The sequence below is a fragment of the Streptococcus sp. SR4 genome, assembly GCF_000517725.1.
Lineage (GTDB): Bacteria > Bacillota > Bacilli > Lactobacillales > Streptococcaceae > Streptococcus > Streptococcus salivarius_F.
In genome coordinates this window covers 18,350-37,582 of the sequence record NZ_AZYW01000033.1, presented here as the reverse complement: position 1 = coordinate 37,582, position 19,233 = coordinate 18,350, and the positions used below count along the sequence as shown (strand labels likewise).

At 38.4% G+C, this 19,233-nt stretch carries 21 protein-coding genes and 1 tRNA gene; 19 read left to right on the top strand and 3 right to left on the bottom strand.

Features of this window, described 5'->3' with window-relative positions; translation table 11 throughout:
* On the bottom strand, nt 1–778 hold a 778-nt coding region (locus HMPREF1519_RS04365; protein ID WP_037611263.1), incomplete at its 3' end, for a protein-ADP-ribose hydrolase.
* Nucleotides 779–973: 195 nt separating this feature from the next.
* On the opposite strand from HMPREF1519_RS04365, the gene trxA reads away from it, so the two are divergent.
* From trxA to rsmA, 5 genes are all read left to right on the top strand, one after another.
* Nucleotides 974–1,288: a thioredoxin gene (gene trxA / locus HMPREF1519_RS04360; protein ID WP_002884315.1), complete on the top strand. Its 315-nt coding sequence runs from the start codon at nt 974–976 to the stop codon at nt 1,286–1,288.
* Between the two features lie 65 nt (nt 1,289–1,353).
* Nucleotides 1,354–1,785 carry a CoA-binding protein gene (locus tag HMPREF1519_RS04355; protein WP_014635075.1) on the top strand — a complete coding sequence of 144 codons (432 nt, stop codon included), beginning with the start codon at nt 1,354–1,356 and terminating at the stop codon, nt 1,783–1,785.
* Nucleotides 1,786–1,838: 53 nt separating this feature from the next.
* Complete coding sequence (locus HMPREF1519_RS04350) at nt 1,839–2,615, top strand: TatD family hydrolase (protein WP_037611268.1); 777 nt, start codon at nt 1,839–1,841, stop codon at nt 2,613–2,615.
* Entirely contained in the window at nt 2,608–3,168 is a 561-nt protein-coding gene (gene rnmV, locus HMPREF1519_RS04345; RefSeq protein WP_014635073.1) for a ribonuclease M5, read from the top strand. Before HMPREF1519_RS04350 ends, rnmV begins: the two co-directional genes overlap by 8 nt.
* A 126-nt stretch (nt 3,169–3,294) precedes the next feature.
* Nucleotides 3,295–4,167: a 16S rRNA (adenine(1518)-N(6)/adenine(1519)-N(6))-dimethyltransferase RsmA gene (rsmA, locus tag HMPREF1519_RS04340; protein WP_022495976.1), complete on the top strand. Its 873-nt coding sequence runs from the start codon at nt 3,295–3,297 to the stop codon at nt 4,165–4,167.
* 40 nt (nt 4,168–4,207) lie between these two features.
* Here the strand turns inward: rsmA and HMPREF1519_RS04335 are convergent.
* Nucleotides 4,208–4,290, bottom strand: a tRNA-Leu gene (locus tag HMPREF1519_RS04335).
* A 136-nt stretch (nt 4,291–4,426) separates the two neighbouring features.
* On the opposite strand from HMPREF1519_RS04335, the gene rsgA reads away from it, so the two are divergent.
* The 10 genes from rsgA to gap all read left to right on the top strand — a co-directional run bounded on the left by rsgA (nt 4,427) and on the right by gap (nt 14,330).
* On the top strand, nt 4,427–5,299 hold the full coding sequence (gene rsgA, locus HMPREF1519_RS04330; RefSeq protein ID WP_022495977.1) for a ribosome small subunit-dependent GTPase A: 873 nt from the start codon (nt 4,427–4,429) through the stop codon (nt 5,297–5,299).
* A gap of 7 nt (nt 5,300–5,306) precedes the next feature.
* Nucleotides 5,307–5,966, top strand: a complete 660-nt coding sequence (gene rpe, locus HMPREF1519_RS04325; protein WP_002884311.1) for a ribulose-phosphate 3-epimerase — start codon at nt 5,307–5,309, stop codon at nt 5,964–5,966.
* Nucleotides 5,959–6,591 (top strand): thiamine diphosphokinase, encoded by a 633-nt coding sequence (locus HMPREF1519_RS04320; protein ID WP_037611261.1) that lies wholly within the window; start codon nt 5,959–5,961, stop codon nt 6,589–6,591. The genes rpe and HMPREF1519_RS04320 overlap by 8 nt, the downstream gene beginning before the upstream one ends.
* 1 nt (nt 6,592) lies before the next feature.
* On the top strand, nt 6,593–7,867 hold the full coding sequence (locus tag HMPREF1519_RS04315; RefSeq protein ID WP_014635068.1) for a DNA recombination protein RmuC: 1,275 nt from the start codon (nt 6,593–6,595) through the stop codon (nt 7,865–7,867).
* Entirely contained in the window at nt 7,857–8,798 is a 942-nt protein-coding gene (locus HMPREF1519_RS04310; protein WP_002884679.1) for a 3'-5' exoribonuclease YhaM family protein, read from the top strand. Before HMPREF1519_RS04315 ends, HMPREF1519_RS04310 begins: the two co-directional genes overlap by 11 nt.
* Before the next feature lie 93 nt (nt 8,799–8,891).
* On the top strand, nt 8,892–9,707 hold the full coding sequence (gene purR / locus HMPREF1519_RS04305) for a pur operon repressor (protein ID WP_022495960.1): 816 nt from the start codon (nt 8,892–8,894) through the stop codon (nt 9,705–9,707).
* A gap of 228 nt (nt 9,708–9,935) precedes the next feature.
* Nucleotides 9,936–10,349 (top strand): 30S ribosomal protein S12, encoded by a 414-nt coding sequence (gene rpsL, locus HMPREF1519_RS04300; protein ID WP_002884809.1) that lies wholly within the window; start codon nt 9,936–9,938, stop codon nt 10,347–10,349.
* 18 nt (nt 10,350–10,367) lie between these two features.
* Entirely contained in the window at nt 10,368–10,838 is a 471-nt protein-coding gene (gene rpsG / locus HMPREF1519_RS04295) for a 30S ribosomal protein S7 (RefSeq protein ID WP_002884746.1), read from the top strand.
* Nucleotides 10,839–11,050: 212 nt separating this feature from the next.
* Nucleotides 11,051–13,132: an elongation factor G gene (gene fusA / locus HMPREF1519_RS04290; protein ID WP_002884537.1), complete on the top strand. Its 2,082-nt coding sequence runs from the start codon at nt 11,051–11,053 to the stop codon at nt 13,130–13,132.
* A 187-nt stretch (nt 13,133–13,319) separates the two neighbouring features.
* On the top strand, nt 13,320–14,330 hold the full coding sequence (gene gap / locus HMPREF1519_RS04285) for a type I glyceraldehyde-3-phosphate dehydrogenase (protein WP_002884461.1): 1,011 nt from the start codon (nt 13,320–13,322) through the stop codon (nt 14,328–14,330).
* A gap of 111 nt (nt 14,331–14,441) precedes the next feature.
* On the opposite strand, the gene HMPREF1519_RS04280 is transcribed toward gap, so the two are convergent.
* Nucleotides 14,442–15,146: a hypothetical protein gene (locus HMPREF1519_RS04280; protein ID WP_022495961.1), complete on the bottom strand. Its 705-nt coding sequence runs from the start codon at nt 15,144–15,146 to the stop codon at nt 14,442–14,444.
* A 141-nt stretch (nt 15,147–15,287) separates the two neighbouring features.
* On the opposite strand from HMPREF1519_RS04280, the gene HMPREF1519_RS04275 reads away from it, so the two are divergent.
* The 4 genes from HMPREF1519_RS04275 (at nt 15,288) to glnA (ending at nt 19,119) form a co-directional block, all read left to right on the top strand.
* On the top strand, nt 15,288–16,487 hold the full coding sequence (locus HMPREF1519_RS04275; protein ID WP_002884739.1) for a phosphoglycerate kinase: 1,200 nt from the start codon (nt 15,288–15,290) through the stop codon (nt 16,485–16,487).
* Between the two features lie 187 nt (nt 16,488–16,674).
* The gene (locus HMPREF1519_RS04270; RefSeq protein ID WP_022495962.1) at nt 16,675–17,178 is read left to right on the top strand and encodes an FUSC family protein; all 504 of its coding nucleotides are present in this window, start codon (nt 16,675–16,677) and stop codon (nt 17,176–17,178) included.
* Between the two features lie 174 nt (nt 17,179–17,352).
* Nucleotides 17,353–17,727, top strand: a complete 375-nt coding sequence (locus tag HMPREF1519_RS04265; protein WP_004183576.1) for a MerR family transcriptional regulator — start codon at nt 17,353–17,355, stop codon at nt 17,725–17,727.
* Nucleotides 17,728–17,775: 48 nt separating this feature from the next.
* Nucleotides 17,776–19,119, top strand: a complete 1,344-nt coding sequence (glnA, locus tag HMPREF1519_RS04260) for a type I glutamate--ammonia ligase (RefSeq protein ID WP_002884322.1) — start codon at nt 17,776–17,778, stop codon at nt 19,117–19,119.
* Nucleotides 19,120–19,233: the final 114 nt, after the last annotated feature.

Here is a 19,233-nt window from a genome sequence, read left to right as displayed (position 1 = left end):
CAGCAAGCAGTTTTTGATAAATTGCTAAATTTTCATCATCAAATACGTTAAATATAACTTTTTTTATTATACTTGACTCATCAATAAAGGTTTTGACTGTTTGAATGGCGATTTTGGCAGCTTTTTGTTTTGGAAAATTGAAATCCCCAGTTGATAGACATGGAATAGCAATTGATTCAATGTTATTTTTCTCAGCTAGTGCTAATACTGAAAGATAACTTTTTGCTAAAAGATCTTCATCAATTTGTGTTGGTTGGTCTACTATTTTCGGACCTACAGTATGAATGACAAAGGCAGAAGGAAGATTGTAAGCTGGGGTGATTTTAGCCATGCCAACGGGTTCTTCGTATCCTTGTTCTAAGATGAGTTCGAAACAAGCTTGGCGTAACTGAACACCTGCATATGTATGAATAGCATTATCTACACAATCATGAAGTGGTTTCATACATCCTAGTAAGGTTTTATTAGCTGCATTTACGATTGCGTCTACTTCGAGTCTTGTAATATCACCCTTCCAGAGGTAGATTCGATCATCTTGAGGGATGGGCTGGAGTGAACTGAGTTGTACAAATCCACGTTCCCCTTTCCTAACTTGTAGGTAAAGGTCTTGTATTGTCAGAAATTGTGTTGATGCTGCCATTGGTTTACGTGTATTAAAAAGCGCTCTGAGAAGCTTTTGCTTTTCCTCGAGTTCTTCTGGGATAATCAAATCATGTAATTCTAGATTTTCTTTTTTGAGTTCACCTATGAGATAGGTAATCATTGCATCTTTATCCATATTTACTCATTTCTATTTTTATAGTTTTTTTATTATTATACTCCCAAGATAGGCTGTGAGCAAGTGATGTCTATGATAGGCAATGACTAATATTTGATAAGAATTTTTTATGTATGTGTCAAATTCTTGCAATGGCCTTTAGAATCATATAGAATAAGTCTACAAAAGTTTTATAATGTCTAGGAGGATGAATATATGACACAAGTAGTAACAGATGCTACATTTGAACAAGAAACAGCTGAAGGACTCGTTTTGATTGACTTTTGGGCAACTTGGTGTGGGCCTTGCTTGATGCAAGCACCAATTCTTGAGCAACTTTCTGAAGAAATTTCAGAAGATGAACTTAAGATTGTTAAAATTGATGTTGATGAGAACCCAGAAACAGCTCAGAAGTTTGGAATCATGTCTATTCCAACTTTACTCTTCAAAAAAGATGGTGAGGTTGTTAAGCAAGTTGCAGGTGTACATACAAAAGAACAAATTAAAGCTATTGTTGCAGAGCTTAGCTAACTAATTGTCACAGTGCCGTTTAGGGATTTTTATTTTTAGTTTATTCGAACGACGAGGAGAGTCATATGTCTTATTCATTTCAAAATCCTAGTGCTGAGGTTATAGAATCTTATTTAAAATCGGCAAAGACGATTGCAATTGTTGGTTTATCTCATCGCAAGGAGGCAGCATCTTATCAGGTTGCTCATTTTCTACAAGCTGCTGGTTATCGTATCATACCAGTAAATCCCAAACTAGAAGGCCAGGAGCTTCTTGGAGAGCATGTTTATGCTTATCTTAAAGATATCCCATTTTCGATTGATATTGTTGATGTATTTAGACGAAGTGAGTTTTTACCAGATGTTGCTTATGATTTTCTTGAGACAGATGCAAAAGTTTTTTGGAGTCAAATTGGTCTTGAGAATGAGGAGGCTGAGACTATTCTTCGTCAAGCGAATAGACAGGATATTGTAATGAATCGTTGTACAAAGATAGAATATATGCGACTCTTTGTTTAATAAAATGAAAAGGTGAGTGAGCTATGCTCGCTCGTTTTTGTTATAATAGACCTATGATTGAAATTTTTGATACGCATACCCACCTTAATGTGGATAATTTTGCAGGAAAAGAACAAGAAGAAATAGATTTTGCAGCTGAAGTAGGTGTTATTAAAATGAATATTGTTGGTTTTGATAAGCCAACAATTGATAAATCTTTAGCACTATCAGAGAAGTATGATCAACTATATAGTACGATTGGATGGCATCCTACGGAAGCAGGGTCCTATTCTCAGGAAATTGAGGATATGATTGTATCACAATTGGATAATCCCAAAGTAGTGGCACTTGGGGAGATCGGTTTGGATTATTACTGGATGGAAGATCCTAAAGAGATTCAGATTGATGTCTTTAAGCGTCAAATAGCTTTGTCAAAGAAACACAATTTACCTTTTGTTGTCCATACACGTGATGCATTAGAGGATACTTACGCTGTTATTAAAGAAGTTGGTGTTGGTCCTCGTGGGGGGATTATGCACTCATACTCAGGATCCCTAGAAATGGCTCAAAAATTTGTTGATCTTGGGATGATGATTTCATTTTCAGGTGTTGTGACTTTTAAGAAGGCTTTGGATGTCCAAGAAGCTGCTCAGAAGTTACCTTTAGATAAGATTCTGGTTGAAACGGATGCACCGTATTTGGCACCTGTTCCGAAACGTGGTCGCGAGAATCGTACAGGCTATACGCGTTACGTAGTAGATAAGATTGCTGAGCTTCGTGGTTTAACAAGTGAAGAGGTTACTAGGGCTACTTATGATAATGCGATGAGGATTTTTGATCTGGATGAATAAAATAAAAATTCAAGAAGTCATCGTGGTAGAAGGTAAGGATGATACCGCAAATTTGAGACGTTTTTATGAGGTGGATACCTATGAGACTAGAGGCTCTGCTATCAATGAAGACGACTTAGAGCGTATTGATAAGCTTAATGGCTTACGCGGAGTGATTGTTTTTACTGATCCAGACTATAATGGTGAACGTATCCGTAAAATCATCATGGAAGCTGTTCCGACAGCAAAGCATGCTTTTTTAAACCGTGGGGAAGCAACACCAAAATCTAAGACTAAAGGTCGTTCATTGGGTGTTGAGCATGCGAGTTTTGAGGACCTTCAAAAGGCCTTATCTGGAGTTCTAGGTAGTTACGATGATGATAATCAGTTTGATATTAGTAAATCAAATCTTATGAAGTTAGGACTACTAATGGGAGCAGATAGTCGAAAGCGTCGAGAATATTTGGGCGAGGCGCTTCGTATTGGTTATTGCAATGGGAAGCAGCTTCTAAAACGTTTGGAATTGTTTGGAATCACTTTAGAGGAGCTGGAAGAGGCTATGTCAAATTACTAGACTACCAGTAATCTTAAAATCAAATCGCTATTAAGTAGCTTATTATAGAGGTTGGGATAATTAAGGACTTGGACTTGTTTTGTGTCCAAATATAAAAATCGTGAAATTAATAAGAAAAGAGAATAAATGAGAATTGCAGATTATAGCGTGACCAAGGCTGTCCTTGAACGCCATGGCTTTACCTTTAAGAAGTCTTTCGGACAGAACTTCTTAACAGATACAAATATTTTACAAAAAATTGTTGATACGGCAGAGATTGATAAAAATGTCAATGTAATTGAAATTGGACCTGGTATCGGAGCATTAACAGAATTCTTGGCTGAAAATGCTGCGGAAGTTATGGCTTTTGAAATTGATGATCGATTGGTTCCGATTTTGGAGGATACATTACGTGATCATGATAATGTTAACGTGATTAATGAAGATGTTCTCAAGGCAGATTTACAGACACGGGTAAATGAATTTAAAAATCCAGAACTACCAATTAAGGTCGTAGCCAATTTGCCATATTATATTACGACGCCGATCTTGATGTATTTGATTGAGAGTAAGATTCCTTTTGCAGAATTTGTCGTTATGATGCAAAAAGAAGTCGCTGACCGCATTTCTGCAGAGCCTAATAGCAAGGCTTATGGTTCTCTATCAATTGCCGTTCAGTATTATATGACCGCTAAAGTGGCATTCATTGTCCCTCGTACAGTCTTTGTACCAGCCCCTAATGTTGACTCAGCTATTTTGAAGATGACGCGTCGTGAACAACCGTTGGTTGAAGTTAAAGATGAGGATTTCCTTTTCCGAGTGGCTAAGGCTAGCTTTGTCCATCGTCGTAAGACATTGTGGAATAATTTAACAAATCATTTTGGTAAATCTGAGGAAGTGAAAGCCAAACTTGAGCAGGCTTTGGAAATTGCAGATATAAAACCTTCTATTCGTGGAGAGGCTTTATCTATTTCTGATTTTGCACACTTATCAGATGCTTTGAGAGAAGCAGGCCTATAATTCAAAAATCCCACTGAATCTCAGTGGGAATTTTTAGCTATGCGGAGAAAGGGATTTGAACCCTCACGCTTGAAAAAGCACATGCGCCTGAAGCATGCGTGTCTGCCATTCCACCACCTCCGCAGATGATATGCCTATTATACTGCAATCTATTGAAAATGCAAGGAGGCCCATGGGAAATGGAAGATCAGTTTTTTTGTTCCAGAAAAGCTTTCTAATTTGTGATATAATAGGGCTATTAAACGAATGAGGAGTTCACTTGCAAGGAAGAATTATCAAAGCACTGGCAGGTTTCTATTATGTAGAGCATGATGGTGTTGTATACCAGACGCGTGCACGAGGAAATTTTAGAAAAAAAGGACAAACACCTTATGTTGGAGATTTTGTTGAATTTTCAGCAGAGGAAAATTCAGAAGGTTATATCCTAAAAATTGGTCAACGAATCAATAGTTTAGTGCGTCCACCCATTGTCAATATAGATCAGGCTGTGGTTATTATGTCTGCTAAGGAACCGGATTTTAACAGTAATCTTTTGGACCGTTTTTTGGTTTTACTAGAGCATAAAAATATAAAGCCTGTAATCTATATTTCTAAGATGGACTTGGTTGAAGATGATTCAGAAATGAAAGCTATTCAAAAACAGTATCAAAAAATTGGTTTTGATTTTATCTTCAGTTTGGAAGACCTATTGCCGCTCTTGACTGATAAAATAACAGTCTTTATGGGACAGACAGGTGTTGGAAAATCAACCTTGTTGAACCGTATTGCCCCACAGTTACATTTAGAAACAGGTGAGATTTCAGACAGTCTAGGTCGTGGACGTCATACTACAAGGGCTGTAAGTCTTTATGACGTTCATGGTGGGAAGATTGCTGATACACCAGGATTCTCTTCGCTAGATTATGAAGTGGATAATGCAGAGGACTTGAGTGAAGCTTTTCCGGAAATCCGTCAAGCTAGTCATGGCTGTAAATTCCGTTCTTGTACTCATACCCATGAGCCTTCTTGTGCTGTTAAGGATGAGGTTGAAAATGGCCAGATCTGGCAAGTCCGTTATGATAATTACCTTCAATTTTTAAGTGAAATTGAAAATCGTCGTGAAACATATAAAAAAACTGTAAAAAGAAAGTAGGTCTCTCATGTCATATAAAATTGCTCCTTCTATCCTAGCTGCTGATTACGCTAATTTTGCTTCAGAACTAGCTCGTATTGATGCATCAGGTGCGGAATATGTTCACATTGATATTATGGATGGTCAATTTGTTCCTAATATCAGTTGGGGAGCAGATGTGGTTGCTAGCATGCGTAAACATAGCAAGTTAGTTTTTGATTGTCACCTTATGGTTGTTGATCCTGAGCGTTATGTGGATGCCTATGCACAAGCTGGTGCAGATATCATGACCATTCATGTTGAAGCCACTAAGCATATCCATGGTGCCCTCCAGAAAATCAAAGCTGCTGGTATGAAAGCAGGTGTTGTGATTAATCCTGGAACCCCAGTTGAGGCACTTATTCCTGTACTTGATTTAGTGGATCAAGTACTTATCATGACTGTAAATCCAGGTTTTGGTGGTCAGGCGTTCATTCCAGAAATGATGTCTAAAGTAGAGCGTGTTGTGGAGCTTCGTGAAAAAGGTGGCTATTCATTCGATATTGAAGTTGATGGTGGTGTAGATAACAACACTATTGCAGCATGTGCCAAGGCGGGGGCTAATGTTTTTGTAGCGGGCTCTTACCTCTTCAAAAATCCTGATTTGACAGCGCAAGTTCAAACGCTTCGTGATGCTATCGATGCCTAAAATAGCTTTATTTGTCGGTGGTGAGCTAGAGTGGTTCGCTACCGATTTTGATTATTTTGTTGGGGTGGATCGTGCGTGCTTACGTTTGTTGGAGTTAGGTTTACCTATTGATTTGGCTGTCGGAGACTTTGATTCAGTATCTCGGTCAGAGTTAGAGATGATTCAATCAGTTGCCAAAGATTGTATGATTGCTCCAGCTGAAAAGGATGATACGGATACAGAGTTAGCCCTAAAAATTATATTTCAGCTATATCCTGAGGCGGAAGTAACTATTTTTGGTGCTTTTGGTGGCAGAATTGATCATATGTTATCAAATATATTTTTGGTCAGCGATCCTGAATTAGCTCCTTTTATGAGGCGTATCTGTTTGCGAGATAAGCAAAATAAGATTACTTATTATCCAGAAGGAAGTCATAAAGTTTTACCAGAACCCGGAATGACATATGTTTCTTTTTTACATGAAGGAGATGGAGAACTGACGATTTTGGGAGCAAAATACGAATTAACTAGTATGAATTATTTCCAGAAGAAAATCTATTCTAGCAATGAATTCGTTGATGGTCCTATTCAAGTGCTTGTGCCAAATGGATATGTGATTGTCATCCAGACTAAAGATAGGAGTTAGTATGATCTATCTACTTACACTTTTAACTTTATTAAGCTTGGGGATTCTTATTGCTCTTTTCTTGAAGAATATGGAGTTAAAAGAACAGATTAATAAGAGTTTGGAAGAAAATGCAGATAATCTTTCAGATCAAGTTTCGTTTCAATTGGAAAGTTTTGCTAAGACAAACCAACTGGAAACAACAAAGCAATTGAACCAATTGCAGATGGAACTATATCAACAGTTGACAGATATCCGAGAGGTTTTACATCAAAATTTGTCTGATAATCGAGACCGTTCCGACCAACGCCTTGAGCAAATAAACCAAAGCTTAACCAAAGCTGTTAAAGATATGCAGGATTCCAATGAGAAACGTTTGGAACAAATGCGTCAGACAGTTGAAGAGAAACTTGAGCAAACCTTACAAACACGTTTACAAGCCTCTTTTGAGACGGTTTCAAGACAATTAGAGTCGGTTAACCAGGGCTTGGGGGAAATGAAAAATGTAGCCAAGGATGTTGGAAGTCTTAACAAGGTCCTCTCAAATACAAAAACACGAGGTATTTTGGGAGAGCTTCAATTAGGGCAAATTATTGAAGACATATTGACTGTTAATCAGTACGAGCGAGAATTTCCTACGGTATCAGGTTCAAGTGAACGAGTTGAATATGCAATCAAAATGCCAGGAAACCATAAAGATGAATATATCTACCTTCCCATTGATTCTAAGTTTCCTTTGGAAGATTACTATCGTCTGGAAGATGCTTATGAGTCTGGTAATAAAGAAGAGATTGAGAATCACCGTAAGTCACTTCTGACTAGTATTAAGCGATTTGCAAAGGATATTAACAAGAAGTATCTTAACCCACCTGAAACTACAAATTTTGGCATATTATTTTTGCCGACAGAAGGACTTTATGCTGAGGTAGTACGCCAACCAGCCTTCTTTGACGCCCTTCGTCGCGAGGAGAATATTGTTATCGCAGGGCCGTCAACCTTATCAGCACTCTTGAATTCATTGTCTGTAGGATTTAGAACTTTGAATATTCAAAAGAATGCGGATGATATTAGTAAGATTTTAGGTAACGTCAAACTAGAATTTAGCAGGTTTGGAGATATGTTAGCTAAAGCTCAGAAACAATTGAATACAGCAAGTAAAACCGTCGATAGTCTTCTCAACACAAGGAGTAGGGCAATTGTTAGAGCTCTTGATACAATTGAAACCTATCAAGACAGTGCGACACAAAGTTTGTTGGATTTACCACGATTAGAAAACGAGGACAAGCATGAAGATTAATCAAATGAAAAAAGACGAGTATTTTGAAGGTTTTTATCTGATTAAGCGTGCAGAGGTACGTAAGACAAGAGCGGGAAAGGATTACATTGCCTTTACATTCCAGGATGATACTGGTGAGATTTCAGGCAACCTATGGGATGCTCAGCCTTATAATGTCGAAGAATTTACCGCAGGTAAAGTAGTGCATATGGAGGGACGTCGAGAGGTTTATAATAATACTCCTCAGGTAAACCAAATTACCTTACGCTTGCCTACATTTGGTGAGCCAAATGATCCGGCTGATTTCAAAGAGAAACCACCAGTAAATCCTTCCGAAGTACGCGAATACCTAGAGCAAATGATTTTCAAGATTGAGGAAGCAACTTGGCAGCGTGTTGTTCGTGCCCTTTATCGAAAGTATAATAAAGAGTTTTTCACTTTTCCAGCTGCTAAAACAAATCATCATGCCTTTGAAAGTGGACTAGCCTATCATACAGCTACTATGGTTCGCTTAGCGGACAGCATTGGAGATATTTATCCAGAGCTCAATAAGAGTCTACTCTTTGCCGGAATTATGCTTCATGATTTAGCTAAGGTTATTGAACTTACTGGTCCTGAAAATACTGAGTATACGGTTCGTGGAAACTTGATTGGTCATATTGCTTTGATTGATGAAGAAATCACTAAGGTGCTCATGGAGCTCAATATTGATGATACGCGTGAGGATGTCGTTGTTTTGCGTCATGTTATTCTCAGCCACCACGGACAACTAGAGTATGGTAGCCCAGTGCGACCTCGTATTATGGAAGCAGAAATTATTCATATGATTGATAATCTTGATGCCAGTATGATGATGATGACGACAGCCCTTAACCTAGTAGGTCCAGGAGAAATGACAAATCGTCTCTTTGCTATGGATAATCGTTCTTTCTACAAGCCAAAATTTGATTAAAATCGAAATTAAGCGAGCATTTCATATGAAAATGTTCGTTTTTTGCTGTATTATGGTATAATAGTTAAAAAGTACAGAAAATATAGGTAACATATGAAATTAAAACGAAGTGAGCGCATGGTAGTGATTTCAAACTACCTGATTAATAATCCTTATCAATTGACAAGCCTCAACACCTTTGCAGAACGTTATGAAGCTGCAAAGTCTTCAATCTCAGAAGATGTTGCTATCATTAAAAAAGCTTTTGAGGAAAGTCAAATAGGAGAAATCGAAACAGTAACTGGTGCATCTGGTGGCGTTATGTTTACACCGACTATTTCTGATGAAGATGCAAGAAGTCTGGTTGAAGATCTTTGTAAACGTCTTTCCGAGAGTGATCGTATCTTACCAGGTGGTTATCTCTACCTATCTGATTTATTGAGTACACCGTCTATTTTAAAAAATGTTGGTCGTATCATTGCCAGTGCCTTTAAAGGACAAAAAATTGATGCCGTTATGACTGTTGCAACCAAAGGAGTTCCTTTAGCAAATGCAGTAGCAGATGTCTTGAACATTCCATTTGTTATCGTTCGTCGTGACTTGAAAATTACAGAAGGTTCAACCGTATCGGTAAACTACGTTAGTGGTTCAAGTGATCGTATTGAAAAGATGTTCCTTTCAAAACGTAGTTTGAAACCAAATAGCCGCGTCCTTATTGTTGATGATTTTCTTAAAGGTGGCGGTACCATTACGGGTATGGTAAGCTTGCTTTCAGAATTTGATAGTGAGTTAGTAGGTGTGGCTGTATTCGCAGAAAATGCTAAAGGCGATCGTGATATCCATGAATATAAATCATTACTTACTGTTTCTGACATCGATGTAAAAGCACAGAAGGTAGAAGTTGAAGTCGGTAATATTTTTGACAAATAAGTAATCTACGATAGTATTCCTAATTTAACGATTAGGAATTTTTCTTTTTAACAAGAAAGTCTTGACAATAATTGTCAAAAAATGATACTATATTAGACGGTACTTTTTACTTTTGGTCTCTCAAAAGTGTACAGAGACGTGCTGACATAAGTTGCAAAAGTACACACAGATATGGGCTGTCACCAAGTGCCATATCAACCAAAAATAAAAAAACACAGGAGAATGTAGATGCCTACAATTAACCAATTGGTTCGTAAACCACGTCAATCAAAAGTTGTAAAATCTAAATCACCAGCTTTGAACGTTGGTTACAACAGCCACAAAAAAGTTCAAACTAACGTATCTTCACCACAAAAACGTGGTGTTGCAACACGTGTTGGAACAATGACACCTAAGAAACCTAACTCAGCCCTTCGTAAATTCGCTCGTGTACGTTTGAGCAACCTTATCGAAGTTACTGCTTACATCCCAGGTATCGGACACAACCTCCAAGAACACAGCGTTGTTCTTATCCGTGGTGGACGTGTAAAAGACCTTCCAGGGGTACGTTACCACATCGTCCGTGGTGCACTTGATACTGCAGGTGTAGCTGATCGTAAACAAAGCCGTTCTAAATACGGTGCTAAACGTCCTAAAGGATAAGAAGGGAGATAAGATAAAATGAGTCGTAAAAATAGAGCGCCTAAACGCGAAGTATTGGCAGATCCATTGTACAATTCAAAAATCGTTACACGTCTTATCAACCGTGTAATGCTTGACGGTAAACGTGGTACTGCTGCAACAATCGTATACGATGCTTTCGAGCAAATCAAAGAAGCAACTGGAAACGATGCTCTTGAAGTATTTGAAACAGCTATGGACAACATCATGCCTGTACTTGAAGTACGTGCACGTCGTGTCGGTGGTTCAAACTACCAAGTCCCAGTTGAAGTTCGTCCAGAACGTCGTACAACTCTTGGTCTTCGTTGGTTGGTTAACGCATCACGTGCGCGTGGTGAACACACTATGAAAGATCGTCTTGCAAAAGAAATCATGGATGCTGCAAACAACACTGGTGCATCAGTTAAGAAACGTGAAGATACTCACAAAATGGCTGAAGCAAACCGTGCCTTTGCACACTTCCGCTGGTAATCATAAGTTTCAAGCTGAATTACAGTCATATATTCATAAGCTAAGATTATGGATTTGTAATAGGCTGACTCTGAATTCAAATAATATTATTCATATCATTTGAAAACCAGTTAAATATTAGTGAAAAAACGGGTAGGTCCTGCCTATCCGTTTTTTGACAATAATGTTATAATAAATAAGTAAACTAAAATATTTATAGGAGAATAAACCTAATGGCACGCGAATTTTCACTTGCAAAAACTCGTAATATCGGTATCATGGCCCACGTCGATGCCGGTAAAACAACTACAACAGAGCGTATCCTTTACTACACTGGTAAAATCCACAAAATCGGTGAAACTCACGAAGGTGCATCACAAATGGACTGGATGGAGCAAGAACAAGAGCGTGGTATCACAATCACATCTGCCGCTACAACAGCACAATGGGATGGTCACCGCGTTAACATCATCGATACACCAGGACACGTGGACTTCACAATCGAAGTACAACGTTCACTCCGTGTATTGGATGGTGCCGTAACCGTTCTTGACTCACAATCAGGTGTAGAACCTCAAACTGAAACAGTTTGGCGTCAAGCAACTGAGTATGGTGTTCCACGTATCGTATTTGCCAACAAAATGGATAAAATCGGTGCAGACTTCCTTTACTCAGTAAGCACACTTCACGATCGTCTTCAAGCAAACGCACACCCAATCCAATTGCCAATCGGTGCTGAAGATGATTTCCGTGGTATCATTGACTTGATTAAAATGAAAGCTGAAATCTATACTAATGACCTTGGTACAGATATTCTTGAAGAAGATATTCCAGCTGATTACGTTGATCAAGCAAACGAATACCGTGAAAAATTGATCGAAGCAGTTGCTGAAACTGACGAAGATTTGATGATGAAATACCTTGAAGGTGAAGAAATCACTAACGAGGAATTGAAAGCAGCTATCCGTCGTGCAACAATCAACGTTGAATTCTTCCCAGTTCTTTGTGGTTCTGCCTTCAAGAACAAAGGTGTTCAATTGATGCTTGATGCGGTTATCGATTACCTTCCAAGTCCACTTGATATCCCTGCAATCAAAGGTATCAACCCAGATACAGACGAAGAAGAAACTCGTCCAGCATCTGATGATGAGCCATTTGCAGCTCTTGCCTTCAAGATCATGACTGACCCATTTGTAGGTCGTTTGACATTTATCCGTGTTTACTCAGGTATCCTTCAATCAGGTTCATATGTAATGAACACATCTAAAGGTAAACGTGAACGTATCGGACGTATCCTTCAAATGCACGCTAATAGCCGTCAAGAAATTGAACAAGTATACGCTGGTGATATCGCTGCTGCTATCGGTTTGAAAGATACTACAACTGGTGACTCATTGACTGATGAAAAAGCTAAAGTTATTCTTGAGTCAATCGAAGTTCCAGAACCAGTTATCCAATTGATGGTTGAGCCTAAGACTAAAGCTGACCAAGATAAGATGGGTATCGGTCTTCAAAAACTTGCTGAAGAAGATCCAACATTCCGTGTTGAAACTAACCCTGAAACTGGTGAAACAGTTATCTCTGGTATGGGTGAACTTCACCTTGATGTCCTTGTTGACCGTTTGAAACGTGAACACAAAGTTGAAGCAAACGTTGGTGCTCCACAAGTATCTTACCGTGAAACATTCCGTGCTGGAACACAAGCACGTGGATTCTTCAAACGTCAATCTGGTGGTAAAGGTCAGTTTGGTGATGTTTGGATTGAATTTACTCCAAATGAAGAAGGTAAAGGTTTCGAATTCGAAAATGCTATCGTCGGTGGTGTGGTTCCACGTGAATTCATCCCTGCAGTAGAAAAAGGATTGGAAGAATCTATGGCTAACGGTGTCCTTGCTGGATACCCAATGGTTGACATCAAAGCTAAGCTTTACGATGGTTCATACCACGATGTCGATTCATCTGAAACTGCCTTCAAGATCGCTGCGTCTCTTGCACTTAAAGAAGCTGCTAAGACTGCACAACCAACTATCCTTGAACCAATGATGCTTGTAACAATCACTGTTCCTGAAGAAAACCTTGGTGATGTTATGGGTCACGTTACAGCTCGTCGTGGACGTGTTGATGGTATGGAAGCACACGGTAACAGCCAAATCGTTCGTGCATATGTTCCACTTGCTGAAATGTTCGGTTATGCAACAACACTTCGTTCTGCAACTCAAGGTCGTGGTACATTCATGATGGTATTTGACCACTATGAAGATGTTCCTAAATCAGTTCAAGAAGAAATCATCAAGAAAAATTCTGGTGAAGCTTAATTAGAACTTATAAAGTTAAGGTACTTATGAAAGTAAGTGCCTTTTCTATTTGCAATTTTTTGAAAAAAATTATATAATATCACTGTTGAAAGGTTAAATTGAAAGCGCTCAAGTTAATCTTTTCACAATAGGGAGAGCTTGCTCTCAAAATTATATTTATTTGATTTTCATAAGGAGGAAATCACTAATGGTAGTTAAAGTTGGTATTAACGGTTTCGGTCGTATCGGTCGTCTTGCTTTCCGTCGTATCCAAAACGTAGAAGGTGTTGAAGTTACACGCATCAACGACCTTACAGATCCAGTTATGCTTGCACACTTGTTGAAATACGACACAACTCAAGGTCGTTTCGACGGTACTGTTGAAGTTAAAGATGGTGGATTTGAAGTTAACGGTAAATTCGTTAAAGTTTCTGCTGAACGTGACCCAGAACAAATTGACTGGGCTAACGACGGTGTAGAAATCGTTCTTGAAGCAACTGGTTTCTTTGCTAAGAAAGATGCTGCTGAAAAACACTTGCACGAAGGTGGAGCTAAGAAAGTTGTTATCACTGCTCCTGGTGGAAACGATGTTAAAACAATCGTATTTAACACTAACCACGATATCCTTGATGGTACTGAAACAGTTATCTCAGGTGCTTCATGTACTACAAACTGCTTGGCTCCAATGGCTAAAGCATTGCAAGATAACTTCGGTGTTAAACAAGGTTTGATGACTACTATCCACGCTTACACTGGTGACCAAATGATCCTTGACGGACCACACCGTGGTGGTGACCTTCGTCGTGCACGTGCTGGTGCTGCAAACATCGTTCCTAACTCAACTGGTGCTGCTAAAGCTATCGGTTTGGTTATCCCAGAATTGAACGGTAAACTTGACGGTGCTGCACAACGTGTTCCAGTTCCAACTGGATCAGTTACTGAATTGGTAGCAGTTCTTGAAAAAGACGTTACTGTTGATGAAGTGAACGCAGCTATGAAAGCAGCTTCAAACGAATCATTCGGTTACACTGAAGATCCAATCGTATCTTCAGATATCGTAGGTATTTCTTACGGTTCATTGTTTGATGCAACTCAAACTAAAGTACAAACTGTTGATGGTAAACAATTGGTTAAAGTTGTTTCTTGGTACGACAACGAAATGTCATACACTTCACAACTTGTACGTACTCTTGAATACTTCGCGAAAATCGCTAAATAATTCAATTGTATAAAAAGAAGAGCTTCGGCTCTTTTTTTATTTTCCAAAATAATAAAACAGCCGTATAAATAGGCTGTTATAATCTCAGTAGGATTGTGATTTATGAATAAGCTAGAAGGCATTCCAAATGAGTAGAAAGAGCATGACACAACCCCAGGCGTTTTTATTATGTTTTTGTATAGCTAGCATACCATAAATAAGTATAAAAACGGTAAGTGATTCAAATAGGGTATAGACATCAAAACCAATGATTCCATGGATAAGGAGGCAAAAAATCGCACAAGTTATTGCCCCACTATCTAACCAAATGTAAGGAGATGGAAAACGTATGCGTATCTTTTCAGCGATGACTACATAGTTAAATCCTTCCCAGAATCCCCAAATAAGACAGATGAATAGGTATGCCAGGATATTACTAGGAAATGATTGGCTCATTACTTCTTTTGTTAATTGTATTGATTGAAGAGGTAGATAGGAATGAATCTGATGAGTAATTCCTTTAAATATGATAAGTGGTAGGGCTACAAGAAGAGATTGAAAAAGGGTGGTAACTAGATTTTTGGTGATTAATCCAAAGTGTCTGAAAGATTCTTTGCGATAAAGCATAACAGTGCTGGTTCCTAAGCCTGCGATGGCAAATTGACAACTAGCTAATAAGATTAATCGCAGCCATAGCGGTACTGAGGTTTGGTTAGTGTATGAAAAAAGAGTTGGTTTAAGAGTAAGAAAGAGGAGCAGAGGAACAAGAGTAAGAATAAGGATTACATTTAGATCATGGTCAGCTTGTTTCTGCTTCTTGTTTAGCGGTTTTTTCATGGATATTCGACCTTTCTATTTAGATTATATGCTAAATGTCTTATACTAGCAATAAGCTAGAAATCCTTCTGATTTTGCTATCTCTTTTATGCATTTTGTGATATAATGAAAACGTATTAAAAAATTAAGGAGTCTGATCAAATGGCTAAATTGACTGTTAAAGATGTTGACTTGAAAGGGAAAAAAGTTCTCGTTCGTGTTGACTTCAACGTACCTGTAAAAGATGGCGTGATCACTAACGACAACCGTATCACTGCTGCCCTTCCAACTATCAAGTACATTCTTGAACAAGGTGGACGTGCAATCCTCTTCTCTCACCTTGGACGTGTAAAAGAAGAAGCTGATAAAGAAGGCAAATCACTTGCTCCTGTAGCTGCTGACTTGGCTGCTAAATTGGGTCAAGACGTTAAATTTATCCCAGGTGTTACACGTGGTGCTGAATTGGAAGCAGCTGTTAACGCTCTTGAAGATGGACAAGTTCTCTTGGTTGAAAACACTCGTTTTGAAGATGTTGATGGCAAGAAAGAATCTAAAAATGATCCTGAACTTGGTAAATACTGGGCATCACTTGGAGATGGTATCTTCGTAAACGATGCATTCGGTACAGCTCACCGTGCACACGCATCTAACGTTGGTATCTCAGCAAACGTTGATAAAGCTGTTGCTGGTTTCCTTCTTGAAAACGAAATTGCTTACATCAAAGAAGCAGTTGAAACTCCAGAACGTCCATTCGTAGCTATCCTTGGTGGTTCTAAAGTATCTGATAAGATTGGTGTTATCGAAAACCTTCTTGCAAAAGCTGATAAAGTTCTTATCGGTGGTGGTATGACTTACACATTCTACAAAGCACAAGGTATCGAAATCGGTAACTCACTTGTAGAAGAAGATAAACTTGATGTTGCTAAAGCTCTTCTTGAAAAATCAAACGGTAAATTGATCTTGCCAGTTGACTCAAAAGAAGCTAATGCATTTGCTGACTACACTGAAGTGAAAGACACTGAAGGTGAAGCAGTAGACCCAGGTTTCCTTGGTTTGGATATCGGTCCTAAATCAATTGCTGAATTCGATAAAGCCTTGACTGGTGCGAAAACAGTTGTATGGAATGGTCCTATGGGTGTATTTGAAAACCCTGACTTCCAAGCTGGTACAATCGGTGTGATGGATGCAATCGTGAAACAACCAGGCGTTAAATCAATCATCGGTGGTGGTGACTCAGCTGCTGCAGCAATCAACCTTGGACGTGCAGATAAATTCTCATGGATCTCTACTGGTGGTGGTGCTTCTATGGAACTTCTTGAAGGTAAAGAACTTCCAGGATTGGCTGCACTTACTGATAAATAAGTCTATTAGAATGAAAAGAGTTGGGAAACCAACTCTTTTTTGTGTCATCTCTTTGAATATTTGATAGAGGCTTAAATTATTATTGGGAAGTAAATTTCTCTCAAAAAATTGCGATTATTAGTTTGAACTTTGCGTCATAATACTGTAGAAGTAGCCAAAAGTTTCATAATCATGTTAAAATAGTAAAATGGGATTGAAATTTGAACCGAAAAAATTTAAATTTGGTATGCGTACACTTAAGACGGGGATTGCTGTCTTTCTTGTTTTAGGTCTTTTTTCTGCTTTAGGGTGGGAAGGGCTTCAGATTGGTTGTTTGACAGCAGTCTTTAGTCTTCGAGAAAACTTTGACAGAAGTATTCAGTTTGGTAAATCACGTATTTTTGCGAATACGGTTGGAGGGCTTTTGTCGCTATTATTTTACTTTGTGAATATGTGGTTTAATCATTCAGTTTGGGTGACCTTGCTATTGGTTCCAATTTTGACAATGCTGACGATTGTCATTAATGTGTCTTTTAATAATGCATCTGGTGTTATTGGAGGGGTGGCTGCACTTCTGATTATTACTTTGTCTATTCCAGCTGATAATACCTTTACTTATGTTATTGCACGAGTCTTTGAAACTTTTTGTGGAGTCTTTATTGCTATCCTAGTCAATTATGATTATGATTGGTTGCTTAAACATCTAAAATAAGAATAATAAGGTTCTCTTGAGCTCTATTTTTCTATTTTTTAGGATAAAAAAACTAAAATTAGAGTGAATAAACAATATAATGTTCGGAAACAGCTTATTATGTAAGAAAAAGTAACATAAACAGTTGACATGTAGAAATATTCAGAATATAATTGTTAAGAAAGGAGGATGATCATGGCAAGAGAAAAAGAACTAAGACGTTCTTTGGCTGTTTTTCCTATTGGAACGGTTATGAAGTTGACAGATTTAACTGCCCGTCAAATTCGTTACTATGAAGATCAGGGATTGATTCAACCTGAACGTACAGCTGGAAATCGTCGTATGTACTCATTAAATGATATGGATCGTTTATTGGAAATCAAAGACTTTTTGGATGATGGTTACAATATAGCAGCGATTAAGCATGAGTACGAAGAGCGTGAAGTTCGTGCCCAACAAAAACAAGCGGCTTTAACAGATGCGGACGTTCGTCGTATCTTGCATGATGAACTCCTTCAGCAAGGCCGTTTTACGACCCCGTCACAACAATTTGGTAACTTGCGTATCTAATTACGCTTTAAACTTTTATTTTTGGTTTTTATAAAGGAGACCCCTATTATGGCAATCACAGCAGCTGATATTCGTCGCGAAGTCAAAGAAAAAAATGTTACTTTCTTACGCTTGATGTTCTCAGATATTCTTGGTGTTATGAAGAACGTTGAAATTCCTGCGACAGATGAACAGTTGGATAAAGTACTTTCAAATAAAGCAATGTTTGATGGTTCATCAATCGAGGGATTTGTTCGTATTAACGAATCTGATATGTATCTTTACCCAGATCTTGATACGTGGACTGTTTTCCCTTGGGGTGATGAAAATGGTGCGGTAGCTGGTCTTATTTGTGATATCTATACTTCAGCAGGTGAACCATTTGCTGGTGACCCTCGTGGTAACTTGAAAAAGGCTTTGCGTCATATGGAAGAAGTTGGTTATAAATCATTTAACCTTGGACCAGAACCAGAATTCTTCCTTTTCAAATTAGATGAACAAGGTAATCCTACACTTGAAGTTAACGATAAAGGTGGTTATTTTGACCTTGCACCAACTGACCTTGCAGATAACACACGTCGTGAAATCGTTAATGTGTTGACAGAAATGGGATTCGATGTTGAAGCATCTCACCACGAAGTGGCTGTTGGTCAACATGAGATCGACTTCAAGTATACAGATGTTTTGAAGGCTTGTGATAATATCCAAATTTTCAAATTGGTTGTTAAGACAATCGCTCGTAAACATGGTCTTTATGCGACATTTATGGCGAAACCTAAATATGGTATTGCTGGTAGCGGTATGCACTGTAACATGTCTCTCTTCACTGAAGAAGGAAATGCATTCTTTGATCCAGAGGATCCACGTGGTATGCAATTGTCTCAAGATGCTTACTACTTCCTTGGTGGTTTGATGAAACATGCATACAACTATACTGCAATTATTAACCCAACAGTTAACTCTTACAAACGTTTGGTTCCTGGATACGAAGCTCCTGTATATATTGCATGGGCAGGTAGCAACCGTTCACCATTGATCCGCGTTCCTGCGTCTCGTGGTATGGGTACACGTTTGGAATTGCGTTCAGTAGACCCAATGGCAAACCCATACTTGGCACTTGCTGTACTTTTGGAAGCTGGTCTTGATGGTATTATTAACAAGATTGATGCTCCAGATCCAGTTGAAACAAATATCTACTCAATGTCTCCTGAAGAACGTAAAGAAGCTGGTATTATTGATTTGCCATCAACACTTCGTAACGCTCTTAAAGCATTGGAAACAGATGAAGTGGTTCGCCAAGCTTTGGGTAATCATATCTATACAAACTTCCTTGATGCGAAACGTATGGAATGGGCAAGTTATGCTACCTTTGTTTCACAATGGGAAATTGATAACTACTTGGACATTTATTAATAAATTAAATTTGAAGATCAGGTTATGCCTGGTTTTCTTTTTATTCTAAATTCATTAAGTTCTTGGACAAATTACGTAGTTTTAACTGAGCTGTTTTCTTTTGTCATATTTCTT